Here is a 14,072-nt window from a genome sequence, read left to right on the forward strand (position 1 = left end):
CCTCGTGAGTCTTCCTGTAGTACTGATCGCCGACAAGCTGGCCCAATCGACGGTGGAGGCCCTGGGCGACCAGGTCGAGGTCCGCTGGGTCGACGGGCCGGACCGCGAAAAGCTGCTGGCCGCCGTCGCCGACGCCGACGCGCTGCTGGTGCGGTCGGCCACCACCGTCGACGCCGAGGTGCTCGCCGCGGCCCCGAAGCTCAAGATCGTCGCCCGCGCGGGCGTCGGCCTCGACAACGTCGACGTCGACGCCGCGACCGCCCGCGGAGTGCTCGTCGTCAACGCGCCGACGTCGAACATCCACAGCGCCGCCGAGCACGCGCTGGCGCTGCTGCTGTCGACGGCCCGGCAGATCCCGGCCGCCGATGCGACGCTGCGCGAGCACACCTGGAAGCGATCGGCGTTCTCGGGTACCGAGATCTTCGGCAAGACCGTCGGCGTGGTCGGCCTGGGCCGCATCGGGCAGCTGGTCGCCCAGCGGCTCGCCGCATTCGGTGCACACATCACCGCCTACGACCCCTACGTGTCCCATGCGCGGGCCGCGCAGCTGGGCATCGAGCTGCTCACACTCGACGAACTGCTCTCGCGCGCCGACTTCATCTCGGTGCACCTGCCCAAGACGAAGGAGACCGCGGGCCTGATCGGCACGGAGGCGCTGGCCAAGACAAAGCCCGGCGTCATCATCGTCAACGCCGCCCGCGGCGGGCTGATCGACGAGCAGGCGCTCGCCGACGCGATCACCAGCGGCCACGTCCGCGGCGCCGGACTCGACGTGTTCTCCACCGAGCCGTGCACGGACAGTCCGCTGTTCGAGCTCCCGCAGGTCGTTGTCACCCCGCACCTCGGTGCCTCGACGGTCGAGGCGCAGGACCGCGCCGGCACCGACGTCGCCGCCAGCGTGAAGCTCGCGCTGGCCGGGGAGTTCGTGCCCGACGCCGTCAACGTCGGTGGCGGTGCCGTCGGCGAAGAGGTCGCTCCGTGGCTCGATCTGGTGCGCAAGCTGGGCCTGCTCGTCGGGGCGCTGTCGGCCGAGCTGCCCACCAACCTCTGCGTTCAGGTGCGCGGCGAACTCGCCTCCGAGGAGGTTGAGGTGTTGCGGCTCTCGGCGCTGCGCGGCCTGTTCTCGGCCGTCATCGAGGACCAGGTGACGTTCGTCAACGCGCCGGCGCTGGCCACCGAACGCGGTGTGGAGGCCTCCATCGACACCGAGAGCGAGAGCCCGAACCACCGCAGCGTGGTGGATGTGCGTGCGGTGGCGGCCGACGGCTCCACCGTGAACGTCTCGGGCACTTTGACGGGTCCGCAGCTGGTCGAGAAGATCGTCCAGATCAACGGCCGCAACCTGGATCTGCGCGCCGAGGGCGTGAACGTGATCATCAACTACCACGACCAGCCCGGTGCGCTCGGCAAGATCGGCACGCTGCTCGGCGGTGCGAACGTCAACATCCTCGCCGCGCAGCTCAGCCAGGACGCCGACGGTGAGGGCGCGACGCTCATGCTGCGTGTCGACCGGGAGGTTCCGGCCGATGTGCTCGCCGGTATCGGACGTGATGTCAACGCCCTGACCCTGGAAGTGGTGGATCTGACATGAAACTCGCGGTGATCGCCGGCGACGGCATCGGACCCGAAGTCATCGGCGAAGCCCTCAGGGTGCTCGACGCCGTCGTGCCGGGGGTGGAGAAGACCGAGTACGACCTCGGCGCCCGGCTGTATCACCGCACAGGTGAGGTGCTGCCCGACTCGGTGCTCGACGAGCTCAAGGGTCACGACGCGATCCTGCTCGGCGCGATCGGCGATCCGTCGATGCCCAGCGGTGTGCTGGAACGTGGCCTGTTGCTGCGCATCCGTTTCGAGCTCGACCACCACATCAACCTGCGTCCCGGACGTCTCTACCCGGGTGTGCAGAGTCCGCTGGCCGGGAATCCCGAGATCGACTTCGTCGTGGTCCGGGAGGGCACCGAGGGTCCGTACACCGGTAACGGCGGCGCGATCCGGGTCGGTACCCCGCACGAGATCGCGACCGAGGTCAGTGTCAACACCGCCTACGGTGTGCGCCGTGTCGTGCAGGACGCGTTCAAGCGTGCCCAGCAGCGGCGCAAGCATCTGACGTTGGTGCACAAGAACAATGTGCTGACCAACGCCGGGTCCCTGTGGTGGCGCACCGTGCAGGCGGTCGCCGCGGAGTACCCGGAGGTCGAGGTCGCCTACCAGCACGTCGACGCCGCCACCATTCACATGGTCACCGACCCGGGCCGCTTCGATGTGATCGTCACCGACAACCTGTTCGGCGACATCATCACCGACCTCGCCGCGGCGGTGTGTGGTGGTATCGGCCTGGCGGCCAGCGGCAACATCGATGCGACGCTGACGAACCCGTCGATGTTCGAACCCGTGCACGGCAGCGCGCCCGATATCGCCGGGCAGGGCATCGCTGACCCGACGGCCGCGATCATGTCGGTGTCGCTGCTGCTGGCCCACATGGCCGAGATCGATGCGGCGGTCCGGGTCGACAAGGCCGTCGCCGAGCACCTGGCCACCCGCGGGGACGAGAAGCTCTCGACCACTCAGGTGGGCGATCGGATCCTCGGAAAGCTGTAGCCATCACGGGGTTCGCGTCGCTGACGCGGCAGTGCGGGCTCTTCGCGATCGGCTCGACGCTCTTCGCGCTGGCGACCGCGCCGGGTTTTCCCGGCTGGGCGGGCGCCGCGGTGGCAGACTCGCTGTGCTTCGTGGGTTCCTGGTTCTTCACCACCGCCGCGTGGATGCAACTCGCGCTCTCGGACCGGCGGGTGCGGTTCGAATGGTCCTCGGCGTTCGTGCAATTCGGGGGCACCGTGCTGTTCAACCTGAGCACCGGCGCTGCCGTGTGGGCGCACGCGGTCACCGAGGAACGCCGGTATGTCTGGGTGCCCAATGTGACCGGCTCGATCTTCTTCCTGGTCAGTGGCGTTCTCGCGATGGTCTCGGTCGCGCCGGTGACGGGAGTTCTGGCGTTCCGCAGCGGCGCCTGGCGCGCCGCTGCGGTGAACCTGGCGGGATGCGTCGCGTTCGGCGTGTCCGCGGTGTCGGCGTTCGTCCGCGGCGACGGGGTCACCGTCGACGAGTGGCTCGCCAACTTCGGGACGTTCCTCGGGGCGCTGTGCTTTCTCGTTGCCGCACTGATGGTTCTGCCGCGAGCCGTACCTAGCGGTCCACCGTGACCTTCAACGGCACGGCAGGGATGGCCAGCACCGGCAGCAGCGCGCAGACGGCGAAGGCGACCGGGTAGCCGGCCACCGCGATCAACCCTCCGAACAGCGGAGGGGCGACGCCTTGGGCGAACAACTGGCTGGTGTTCTGGGTGCCCAGGGCCCGGCCGCTCCAGAACGGCCCGGCGTACTCGGCGATCAGGGTGAACGCCAATCCGTTGTCCGACACGTTGATCACCGACGCGACCATCATCAACGCGATGCTCAACGGCGAATTCACCAGGTCGGTGAGCGCCAGCAGTGCCATCGACGCCGCCGCGGCCGCGGCGATGATCCGGATGGGACGCAGCCGGGACGCGATGAGATCTCCGGAGCGACGGACGTAATGGTCCGACCATCGACCGGCCCCGATACGGCCTGCGGCGCCCATGATCTGGGCGACCATGACGAGCACGCCTGCCGATTCCGGGGACCAGCCGTGTTCGGAGATCATCCAGACCAAGGTGAACGTCCACACGACGACCTGCGGGATGACGAGCAGCACCGACGTCAGATGGATGCGCCAGAGCATCGCGGAGTTGCGGTACGGGTTGGCCAGGTCGGTCCGGGCGGCGTCGGCGCGTGCGGGCCTCGGTGGATCGATGACGGCGGCCAGGCACAGCACGGCCGACACCGCGCACACGACGGCGGGGAACAGCAATGCCGCTGAGAGTCCGTGGCTTTCGGCCAGTCGCGGGATCACCAGGGCGCCGACCCCGACACCGAGCGGCTGAGCGGTCTGGCGGATCCCCATCACCAGTCCGCGTCGTTCGGCGTCGAACCAGCCGACGACCAGCCGTGCACTGGCGGTGTTGCTGCTCGCCGCGGCCATCCCGCCGAGGAACAGGAAGATGCCCGTGGTCAGCAGGGTGTCCATCGAGGCTGCGGCGAACGATGCGGCAGCGGTCAGGGCCGATCCCGCGGTCAGTACGGCGCGCTCGCCGATGCGGTCCACCACGTATCCCCAGGCGATGAGCGTCACGACCATGCCCAGGCTCGGCAGGGACGACATCAGAGCCGCGCCCGCGAGATCGAGCCCGCGCTCGTCGTGCAGGGTCGGGATGAGGAATGCCACCCCGTTGATGAAGACGTTGGCGCACAGCGTGGTCAGCAGCCCGATCGCCAGCATCAGCCAGCGCCGCGTGGGGCCGATCGACGAGGGGGCCATGGCGCCATGTTTTCACAGCCGTCTCAAAATACTGAACATTGATCTCGAAATATGAGACGTGTTCAGGCGTGTGGCCGTGTTACCGGCGACATCGGCCCGGGCACTAGGCTGACGTCATGCGCCTCGGTCGAATCGCCAGCCCAGATGGAGTCGCCTTCGTCGCCGTCGAAGGCCCGCCCGACGACCCGGCCGCCGCGGTCGCCCGCGAGATCGCGGAGCATCCGTTCGGTACCCCGACGTTCACCGGCCGGCAGTGGCCACTCGCCGACGTCCGACTGCTCGCACCGATCCTCGCCAGCAAGGTGGTGTGCATGGGAAAGAACTATGCCGCCCATATCGAGGAGATGGGCGGCGGGACCTTCGAAGACCCGATCATCTTCCTCAAGCCCAACACCGCGATCATCGGGCCCTACACGCCGATCCAGCTTCCCGCCGATGCCGACCCAGTGCATTTCGAGGGGGAGCTCGCGGCCGTGATCGGGCGGCCCTGCAAGGACGTTCCGGCGTCGCGGGCCGCCGAGAACATCCTCGGGTACACGATCGCCAACGACGTGTCGGCCCGTGACCAGCAGAAGAAGGACGGCCAGTGGATGCGTGCCAAGGGGCACGACACCTTCTGCCCCGTGGGCCCGTGGATCGTCACCGACATCGACCCCTCCGACCTGGAGATCCGTACGGAGGTCAACGGCGAGCTCAAGCAGCACAGCCGGACGTCGCTGATGATCCACGACATCGGCGCGATCATCGAATGGATCTCGTCGGTGATGACCCTGCTGCCGGGCGACCTGATCCTGACGGGCACGCCGGAGGGCGTCGGTCCGCTCGAGCACGGCGACACCGTCAGCATCACCGTCGAAGGTATCGGAACACTGAGCAATCCTGTTGTGCGGAAAGGCAAGTCGTGAAGGTTCGGGTCAGGTTCTGTCCGTCGCCCACAGGCACACCGCACGTCGGGCTGATCCGCACGGCGCTGTTCAACTGGGCCTACGCGCGGCACACCGGCGGCGATTTCGTCTTCCGCATCGAGGACACCGACGCCCAGCGCGACAGCGAGGAGAGCTATCTCGCGCTGCTGGATGCGTTGCGCTGGCTCGGCATGGACTGGGACGAGGGGCCCGAGGTCGGTGGGCCCTACGCGCCGTATCGCCAGTCCCAGCGCCGGGACCTCTATCTCGACGTGATCCGGCGACTGCTCGCCGCCGGCGAGGCCTACGAGGCGTTCTCGACGGCCGAGGAGGTCGAGGCGCGCCACCTCGCGGCGGGCCGGAACCCGAAACTGGGCTACGACAACTTCGACCGCGATCTGACCGAGGAGCAGCGGGCGGCGTTCCGGGCAGAAGGACGGCAACCGGTGGTGCGTCTGCGGATGCCCGACGCCGACATGACCTGGGTGGACCTCGTGCGCGGCGAGACGACGTTTCCGGTTGGTTCGGTCCCGGACTTCGCGTTGACCCGTGGCAGCGGAGATCCGTTGTACACGTTGGTCAACCCCGTCGACGACGCGTTGATGAAGATCACCCATGTGCTGCGCGGTGAGGACCTGCTGCCCTCCACGCCACGTCAGCTCGCGCTCTACGCCGCGCTGATCCGGATCGGTGTGACGGATATGACACCGCAGTTCGCGCACCTGCCGTCAGTACTCGGCGAGGGCAACAAGAAGCTGTCGAAGCGTGATCCGCAATCGAACCTGTTCCTGCACCGGGAGCGTGGATTCATCCCCGAGGGCCTGTTGAACTACCTTGCGCTGCTGGGCTGGGCGATCGCCGACGATCGCGACATCTTCAGCGTGCAGGAGATGGTCGCGGCGTTCGATGTGGCCGACGTCAACTCCAATCCCGCGCGGTTCGATCAGAAGAAGGCCGACGCACTCAACGCCGAACACATCCGCCGACTCGACGAAGCGGAGTTCGTGCGGCGTCTCGCCGACTATTTCTCCGCGCACGGCTACGACACCGGCCTCGACGACGCACGGTTCGCCGAGGCGGCGGCGCTGGTGCAGACACGCATCGTCGTGTTGGGCGACGCGTGGGATCTGCTGAAGTTCCTCGACGAGTCGTCGTTCGCGCTCGACGAGAAATCGGCGGGCAAGGAACTCAAGGACACCGCGGTTCCGGTGCTCACCGCCGCTCTGGCGGCCCTGGAAGGGGTCGGGGAGTGGACCACCGCGCAGATCGAGGATGCCCTCAAGGTGGCGCTGATCGACGGCCTTGAGCTCAAGCCGCGGAAAGCTTTCGGTCCGGTGCGGGTCGCGGTCACGGGCTCGTCGATCAGCCCTCCGCTGTTCGAGTCGCTGGAACTTCTCGGCCGCGACCGCAGCCTTGAGCGGTTACGGGCCGGCCGGGATCATGCCGCGGCGGCCGTCACCATGGACGCGTGAAAAACCGGTCGGAAATCTTTGGTAGTCTGCTCGTCGGCCCAAGAGTTCGAGCGCACCGGCCCGCAGAGATGCAGAAGGTGCGCACCGGGTCGGAAAACAGCTTGTGACCAGCGGTTACGAGCTGGCATTGGGGTATGGTGTAATTGGCAACACAGCGGTTTCTGGTACCGCCATTCTAGGTTCGAGTCCTGGTACCCCAGCCAATGCCACTGATTAGGTCAGCAATCTCTCCTGAGCTATGCTGACCAACCGGAAAGTAGTTCTGGCCCCCGTCGTCTAGCGGCCTAGGACGCCGCCCTCTCACGGCGGTAGCGTGGGTTCGAATCCCATCGGGGGTACAACACAGACTCCGGGCCTCATGCAGGCCCGGAGTTTTTCGTTTCTGGCTTTCGGGTGGGAATCAGAGGCGACGGGTCAGCGCATCGGCGGCGGCGACGAGATCTGCTGCCCAGCGGGCACCGGGGCGCCGGCCCATCCGGTCGATCGGACCCGACACCGACACGGCGGCGATGACGGCTCCGCGGCCGTCGCGCACCGGCGCCGACACGCTCGCGACACCCGGTTCGCGCTCGGCGGCACTCTGGGCCCATCCGCGCTTGCGCACCTCGGCGAGCGTGCGGTCGGTGAACTTCGCGTTCGGCAGCACAGCCTGCTGGGTGTGGGTGTCGGCATAGGCGAGCAGCACCTTGGCGCCCGACCCCGCGGTCATCGACAGCCGGGTACCGACGGGCACGGTATCGCGAAGCCCGGCAGGAGGTTCCAGAGCCGCGACGCAGATCCGGCTGGTGCCCTCGCGCCGGTACAGCTGCACGCTCTCTCCGGTGAGCTCGCGTAACCGCGGCAGGACCACGGCTCCGGCGGCCAGCAGTGAATCGTTCACGTGGCCGGCCAGTTCGGTGAGTGCGGGGCCGAGCCGCCACAGTCCGTCGCCGTCCCTGGCGAGCAGCCGGTGCACTTCCAGTCCGACGGCGAGGCGGTGGGCCGTCGCGCGCGGCAGGTCCGTGCGCTCGCAGAGATCGGCGAGCCCACATGGGGACTCGGCCACCGCGTGCAACACGGTGATCGCTTTGTCCAGAACGCCGATACCGCTATTCTGTCTCACAAGGAGATACTAGCTTCCCAGAATGTGAGAAAGTCAAGATGGCCGTTGCGAATCAGCCCCGCACGCTCGCCGAGAAGGTGTGGAGCGACCATGTCGTCGTTTCCGGATCGGGGGAGGGCGCGGCGCGCGAACCCGACCTGATCTACATCGACCTCCATCTGGTCCACGAGGTCACCAGCCCCCAGGCGTTCGACGGGCTGCGACTGGCCGGCCGCCCGGTGCGCCGGCCGGATCTGACCATCGCCACCGAGGACCACAACGTCCCGACCGTCGACATCGACAAGCCGATCGCCGATCCCGTGTCACGCACCCAGGTCGAAACCCTGCGCCGCAACTGTGAGGAATTCGGCATCCGGCTGCACCCGATGGGCGACGTCGAACAGGGCATCGTCCACATCATCGGACCGCAGCTCGGGCTGACCCAGCCGGGCACCACGGTCGTGTGCGGCGACAGTCACACCTCCACCCACGGCGCGTTCGGAGCTCTGGCGATGGGCATCGGCACCTCGGAGGTCGAGCACGTGCTCGCCACCCAGACCCTGCCGCTGCGACCTTTCAAGACGATGGCGGTCAATGTCGACGGCGAGCTGCCGCCCGGGGTCAGCGCCAAGGACGTCATCCTGGCGGTGATCGCCAAGATCGGCACCGGCGGCGGTCAGGGGCACGTCATCGAATACCGCGGCAGCGCCATCGAATCGCTGTCGATGGAAGGCCGGATGACGATCTGCAACATGAGCATCGAGGCCGGCGCCCGCGCAGGCATGATCGCTCCCGACGAGACGACCTTCGAGTTCCTGAAGGGACGTCCGCACGCTCCGCAGGGTGCCGACTGGGACGCCGCGGTCGAGGCCTGGAAGCTGTTGCGCACCGACGAGGGCGCCCAGTTCGACACCGAGGTCTACATCGACGCCGCGTCGTTGAGTCCGTTCGTCACCTGGGGCACCAACCCGGGCCAGGGTGTGCCGCTGTCGGATTCCGTTCCGGACCCCGAGATGATCTTCGACGAGGGCGAGCGGTCGGCCGTCGAAAAAGCCTTGGCTTACATGGACCTTCGCCCGGGTACCCCGATGCGAGAGATCCCGGTCGACGCGGTCTTCGTCGGCTCCTGCACCAACGGCAGGATCGAGGATCTGCGCGTGGTCGCCGACGTCCTGCGCGGCCGCACGGTGGCCGACGACGTGCGGATGCTCGTGGTGCCGGGGTCCATGCGGGTGCGCGCGCAGGCCGAAGCCGAGGGTCTCGGCGAGATCTTCACTGCCGCAGGCGCCGAGTGGCGTCAGGCAGGCTGCTCGATGTGCCTGGGCATGAACCCGGACCAACTGGCTCCCGGTGAGCGGTGCGCGTCGACCTCGAACCGCAATTTCGAGGGCAGGCAAGGTAAGGGTGGCCGAACGCATTTGGTGTCCCCGGCCGTCGCCGCGGCGACAGCGGTCCGCGGCACGCTCTCCTCGCCCGCCGACCTGACCGCCGAACCCACCCGCTGAGAACGACAGGAGATTTCGTGATGGAAGCCTTCCGCACCCACACCGGGATCGGCGTGCCGCTGCGCCGCTCCAACGTCGACACCGACCAGATCATCCCGGCCGTCTACCTGAAACGGGTGACCCGCACAGGATTCGAGGACGGTCTGTTCGCCGCATGGCGCAACGATCCGTCGTTCGTGCTCAATCAGCCACCGTTCGACCAGGGCTCGGTCTTGGTCACCGGACCGGATTTCGGCACCGGATCCTCGCGCGAGCATGCGGTCTGGGCGCTGATGGACTTCGGATTCCGGGTGGTCATCTCGTCCCGTTTCGCCGATATCTTCCGGGGCAACGCCGGAAAAGCGGGACTGCTCGCCGCCGAAGTCACACAGGATGACGTGGAATTGTTGTGGAAGGTCATCGAGCAACATCCCGGGACGGAAATCACTGTGAATCTTCAAGATCGGTCCGTCACCGCCGGAACGGTCATGGTGCCGTTCACGATTGACGACTACACCGCGTGGCGGCTGCTGGAGGGACTCGACGATATAGGCCTTACGCTGCGCAAACTCGACGAAATCGAGGATTTCGAAACTCATCGGCCGTCGTGGAAACCACGCACTCTGCCCGCGTGATCGGCGGCTGAAAACACCGAAATCCCGCACCGGTAACCCCCTTTTGGCTACACGGCGCAGGACGGTAAGGGAGCCAAGCGGATTGAAAAAAGTTCGCTGAGCTGGCCCGAAATTGCGCGTGGCTCTTGGAAATCAGTGGCCATTGGGTTTACCGTGTGCATTAGTCGGTCCAAGGAGGACCACTAATTTCGGAGGTTTTGCATGAACAAAGCAGAGCTCATCGACGTACTCACGGAGAAGTTGGGCTCGGATCGTCGGCAAGCGACTGCGGCGGTGGAGAATGTCGTCGACACCATCGTCCGCGCGGTGCACAAAGGTGAGAGTGTCACCATCACCGGCTTCGGTGTTTTCGAGCAGCGTCGTCGCGCAGCCCGAGTGGCGCGTAATCCGCGCACTGGCGAGACGGTGAAGGTCAAGCCCACCTCCGTCCCGGCGTTCCGTCCCGGTGCTCAGTTCAAGGCCGTTGTGTCTGGCGCGCAGAAGCTTCCGGCCGAAGGCCCGGCGGTCAAGCGCGGCGTCGCAGCTGCGAGCACCGCCCGCAAGGCGGCCAAGAAGGCTCCGGCCAAGAAGGCCGCGCCCGCCAAGAAGACCGCAGCCAAGAAGGCAGCACCTGCCAAGAAGGCTGCGACCAAGGCTCCGGCGAAGAAGGCCGCACCCGCCAAGAAGGCGGCACCGGCCAAGAAGACCGCCGCCAAGAAGGCGGCACCGGCCAAGAAGGCTCCGGCCGCCAAGAAGGCAGCACCTGCCAAGAAGGCTCCGGCCAAGAAGGCCGCGACCAAGGCAGCGCCCGCCAAGAAGGCTCCGGCCAAGAAGGCGCCCGCCAAGAAGGCTCCGGCCAAGCGCGGACGCAAGTAGTCAAGCTCACACGAATACGCCGCGGACCCTCGGGGTTCCGCGGCGTATTTGTGTGTGGCTGCGTCAACCGGCGCGAACGGGATCCCGCCGCCCGGTTGAATTCATCTGCGGTGTCACTTCTTCGGGGGCAACGCGCTGCTGAGATGGTCGGCCGCGACCAGACGGCCTTCGGCCAGCGACAACACCCACGTACTGCCCTTGCGGTTGCGGGACTTGTCGGCGCGGACACCGTCGCGCTCGCACCACCACGCGATGAGGTCGGGGATCACCTTGCCCTGACTGCAGATCACCGGCGTCCCGGCGGTCTCGGCGATGTCGAGGATCCGTGCCCGCGCCGCCTTGCGGTCCTCGGCGTAGGCCTCTTCGGTCAGCGTGGGTTCCCCGGCGATGCTCACGCCCAATTCCTCGGCCAGCGGCTCGAGCGTCTGGCGGCACCGCACGCGGTCGGCCGCGAACAGCTCGGCGGCGCCGAAGGCCAGGAGTTGCCCGACGAGAGATTCGGCCTGGGCCCGTCCGTGCTTGTCGAGCGGGCGCTTTCGGTCGTCACCGCGGTACCGCTTCTTGTCACCGGCGGTGCCGTGCCGCACGATCAGGACCGTCTTGGTGTCGGCGGGGAGCTTCAGGAACCGGCGGACGACCTTGCGGTCGTGGGGATAGCCGAGTTCGGCGATCGCTCTGTCGGCAGGCAGCCACTTCATCTCGTCGACCTCGTCGTTGGGCACGAACTCCCCGCCGACGGCTCGCGCCGCCCAGTACCGCACCTTCTTGACAGCGCCGTCGACCGGATAGGTGACGGTCGGCAGCCGGCGTCCGAGGTGAGACCGAAAGCCGGTCTCCTCCTCGATCTCCCGGACCGCGGCGACGGTGTCGGTCTCACCCGGGTCGACCTTGCCCTTGGGTAGGGACCAGTCGTCGTAGCGCGGACGGTGGATGATCGCGATCTCCGGTGCGTCGGTGCCGTCCTGGGGGCGCCACAGCACCGCGCCCGCCGCCATGATCGAGGTCTTCGTCACTGCTTTCACGGATGCCGGCGGCGTTCCATCAGCGAGATCTGATGGTCCCTGACGCTGTGCCCTTCCTGGGGCAGCGCCGTCCAGTGACCGTCGCTGCCCAGTTCCCAGCACCGGGTGCGTGGATCGGCGGCCGAGTCGAAGATGTCGTTGAGCTGGGTGGTCAGGCGCGGATCCTTCACCTGTGCCATCACTTCCACGCGGCGGTCCAGATTGCGGTGCATCATGTCGGCGCTGCCGATCCAGTATTCGTCGATCGCGCGGAAATGGATGATCCGGGAATGCTCCAGGAACCTGCCGAGGATCGAGCGGACCGTGATGTTGTCCGAGAAACCGGGTTCGCCCGGGCGGAGCGCGCAGATGCCGCGGACGACCACCTCGACCTGGACCCCCGCCTGGGATGCCCGGTAGAGCGCGTCGATGACCTGTTCGTCGACCAAAGCGTTGGCCTTCAACCTGATCCGGCCCTCGGCGCCGTCACGGGTGGCGGCGATCTCACGGTCGATGCGTTCGATGATCCCGCGGCGGACACCGTACGGCGCGACGAGGAGATTGCGGTAGGACTCCTTACGGGAGTATCCGGTCAGCGAGTTGAACAGGTCGGTGAGGTCGGCGCCGATGTCCGGTGCGGCGGTCAGCAGGCCGATGTCCTCGTACAGGCGCGCGGTCTTGGGGTTGTAGTTCCCGGTGCCGATGTGGCAGTAGCGGCGGATCGTCGATCCCTCACGACGCACCACCAGACATGTCTTGCAATGTGTCTTCAACCCGATGAGGCCGTAAACCACGTGCACGCCGGCCTGTTCGAGTGCTCGTGCCCATTTGATGTTCGCCTGCTCGTCGAAGCGCGCCTTGATCTCGACGAGCGCCACCACCTGCTTGCCCGCCTGGGCGGCGTCGATGAGGGCGTTGACGATCGGCGAGTCGCCGGAGGTGCGGTAGAGCGTCTGCTTGATCGCCAGCACGTTGGGGTCGGCCGCGGCCTGTTCGATGAACCGCTGCACTGTCGTGGAGAACGAGTCGTACGGATGGTGGACGAGCACGTCGCCGTCGCGCAGGGCGGAGAAGATGCTCTTGGGCGTCTCGCGCTCGCCGAACGCCGACGGGGTGGCGGGAACGAACGGCGGATCCTTGAGGCCCGGCCGGTCGACGCTGTAGATCTGCCACAGCGACGAGAGATCAAGCAGCCCCGGTACTTCGACCACGTCACCGGGAGCGACGTCGAGCTCGCGCAGCAGAAGCTCGAGCATGCTCTCGGTCATGTCGTCGGAGACCTCCAGCCGCACGGGCGATCCGAAGCGCCGGCGGGCCAGTTCGCGCTCCAACGCCTGCAGCAGATCCTCGTCGCGGTCTTCCTCGACCTCGAAGTCGGCGTTGCGGGTGATGCGGAACGCGTGATGCTCGACAATCTCCAGACCGGGGAACAGGACGGTCAGGAACGCCGCGATCAACTCCTCCATCGGAAGGAATCGGACCACGCCGGGGGAGTCGCCGCGGGCGGGCAGCTCGACGAAACGGTCGACGTTGTCGGGCACCTTGATTCGGGCGAAATGCTGGCCGCCGTCGTCGGGGTGTTTGACGGTGATCGCGAGATTGAGGCTCAGCCCGCTCACGAACGGGAACGGGTGGGCCGGGTCGACCGCGAGTGGGGTCAGCACCGGGAAGACCTGCTCGTGAAAATAGGTCGAGAGTTTCGCGCGTTCGGCGTCGTCGAGTTGCGCCCAGGTGACGATCACGATGCCCTCGTCGGCGAGCGCGGGCCGGACCGAATCCAGGAACACGTGGGCGTGGCGGCTGGCGATCTGTTGGGTGCGCTCGCTGATCCGGCGCAACTGCTCACGGGGGGACAGCCCGTCGGCCGAGCGCACCGACAGTCCCATCTCGTCGCGGCGTTTGAGCCCGGCGACCCGCACCATGTAGAACTCGTCGAGGTTGGAGGCGAAGATCGCAAGGAATTTCGCGCGTTCCAACAGCGGCAGCGACGGATCGGCGGCCAGCGCGAGGACGCGGGCGTTGAAGTCCAGCCAGCTCAACTCCCGGTTGAGGTAGCGGTCCTCGGGGAGGGGATTCTCGATCGCCGGGGCGGTCGTCGCCGGTGGCGCCTCCGGTGCCGAATCCGCGGCGCTCGTGATCGCCGGCGCCACCGCCTCCGAGGACTCCGAGGACTCCGAGGGCTCGGTGCGGGTCTGGGCTTCGGTCATGTACCTGATGATTCCCTATTCCCGGGTCCCCGTGCCA

Annotated in this window: 12 protein-coding genes and 2 tRNA genes; 10 read left to right on the top strand and 4 right to left on the bottom strand. The window is 67.2% G+C overall.

Features of this window, described 5'->3' with window-relative positions:
* Positions 1-4 precede the first annotated feature (4 nt).
* The 3 genes from serA to DYE23_RS09885 all read left to right on the top strand — a co-directional run bounded on the left by serA (position 5) and on the right by DYE23_RS09885 (position 3,200).
* Positions 5-1,591, top strand: a complete 1,587-nt coding sequence (gene serA / locus DYE23_RS09875) for a phosphoglycerate dehydrogenase (protein ID WP_115327119.1) — start codon at positions 5-7, stop codon at positions 1,589-1,591.
* Positions 1,588-2,598 carry a 3-isopropylmalate dehydrogenase gene (locus DYE23_RS09880; protein WP_013472164.1) on the top strand — a complete coding sequence of 337 codons (1,011 nt, stop codon included), beginning with the start codon at positions 1,588-1,590 and terminating at the stop codon, positions 2,596-2,598. Before serA ends, DYE23_RS09880 begins: the two co-directional genes overlap by 4 nt.
* A gap of 110 nt (positions 2,599-2,708) precedes the next feature.
* Entirely contained in the window at positions 2,709-3,200 is a 492-nt protein-coding gene (locus DYE23_RS09885) for a hypothetical protein (protein WP_172527741.1), read from the top strand.
* On the opposite strand, the gene DYE23_RS09890 is transcribed toward DYE23_RS09885, so the two are convergent.
* Complete coding sequence (locus DYE23_RS09890; RefSeq protein ID WP_115327121.1) at positions 3,184-4,395, bottom strand: MFS transporter; 1,212 nt, start codon at positions 4,393-4,395, stop codon at positions 3,184-3,186. The two genes, DYE23_RS09885 and DYE23_RS09890, sit on opposite strands and share 17 nt — an antisense overlap.
* 116 nt (positions 4,396-4,511) lie before the next feature.
* On the opposite strand from DYE23_RS09890, the gene DYE23_RS09895 reads away from it, so the two are divergent.
* The 4 genes from DYE23_RS09895 (at position 4,512) to DYE23_RS09910 (ending at position 7,110) form a co-directional block, all read left to right on the top strand.
* Positions 4,512-5,300, top strand: a complete 789-nt coding sequence (locus tag DYE23_RS09895) for a fumarylacetoacetate hydrolase family protein (RefSeq protein WP_011895074.1) — start codon at positions 4,512-4,514, stop codon at positions 5,298-5,300.
* Entirely contained in the window at positions 5,297-6,772 is a 1,476-nt protein-coding gene (gltX, locus tag DYE23_RS09900) for a glutamate--tRNA ligase (RefSeq protein ID WP_115327122.1), read from the top strand. Before DYE23_RS09895 ends, gltX begins: the two co-directional genes overlap by 4 nt.
* A gap of 128 nt (positions 6,773-6,900) precedes the next feature.
* Positions 6,901-6,975 (top strand) — tRNA-Gln (locus tag DYE23_RS09905).
* Positions 6,976-7,037: 62 nt separating this feature from the next.
* Positions 7,038-7,110, top strand: a tRNA-Glu gene (locus DYE23_RS09910).
* Between the two features lie 62 nt (positions 7,111-7,172).
* On the opposite strand, the gene DYE23_RS09915 is transcribed toward DYE23_RS09910, so the two are convergent.
* Positions 7,173-7,874, bottom strand: coding sequence for an IclR family transcriptional regulator (locus DYE23_RS09915; protein ID WP_011895072.1), 702 nt, complete (start codon positions 7,872-7,874; stop codon positions 7,173-7,175).
* Positions 7,875-7,912: 38 nt separating this feature from the next.
* Here DYE23_RS09915 and leuC point away from each other — a divergent pair, with 38 nt between their 5' ends.
* From leuC to DYE23_RS09930, 3 genes are all read left to right on the top strand, one after another.
* Complete coding sequence (leuC, locus tag DYE23_RS09920) at positions 7,913-9,358, top strand: 3-isopropylmalate dehydratase large subunit (RefSeq protein WP_011895071.1); 1,446 nt, start codon at positions 7,913-7,915, stop codon at positions 9,356-9,358.
* Between the two features lie 20 nt (positions 9,359-9,378).
* Positions 9,379-9,972 (top strand): 3-isopropylmalate dehydratase small subunit, encoded by a 594-nt coding sequence (leuD, locus tag DYE23_RS09925; RefSeq protein WP_011895070.1) that lies wholly within the window; start codon positions 9,379-9,381, stop codon positions 9,970-9,972.
* A 201-nt stretch (positions 9,973-10,173) separates the two neighbouring features.
* Positions 10,174-10,827, top strand: a complete 654-nt coding sequence (locus tag DYE23_RS09930; protein ID WP_011895069.1) for an HU family DNA-binding protein — start codon at positions 10,174-10,176, stop codon at positions 10,825-10,827.
* 113 nt (positions 10,828-10,940) lie between these two features.
* On the opposite strand, the gene mutT1 is transcribed toward DYE23_RS09930, so the two are convergent.
* Together mutT1 and DYE23_RS09940 are read right to left on the bottom strand one after the other, a co-directional pair.
* Positions 10,941-11,822, bottom strand: a complete 882-nt coding sequence (gene mutT1 / locus DYE23_RS09935) for an 8-oxo-(d)GTP phosphatase MutT1 (protein WP_115328922.1) — start codon at positions 11,820-11,822, stop codon at positions 10,941-10,943.
* A gap of 23 nt (positions 11,823-11,845) precedes the next feature.
* Complete coding sequence (locus DYE23_RS09940; protein ID WP_115327123.1) at positions 11,846-14,035, bottom strand: RNA degradosome polyphosphate kinase; 2,190 nt, start codon at positions 14,033-14,035, stop codon at positions 11,846-11,848.
* Positions 14,036-14,072 lie beyond the last annotated feature (37 nt).

This window comes from Mycolicibacterium gilvum (assembly GCF_900454025.1).
GTDB classification, from domain to species: Bacteria; Actinomycetota; Actinomycetes; order Mycobacteriales; family Mycobacteriaceae; genus Mycobacterium; species Mycobacterium gilvum.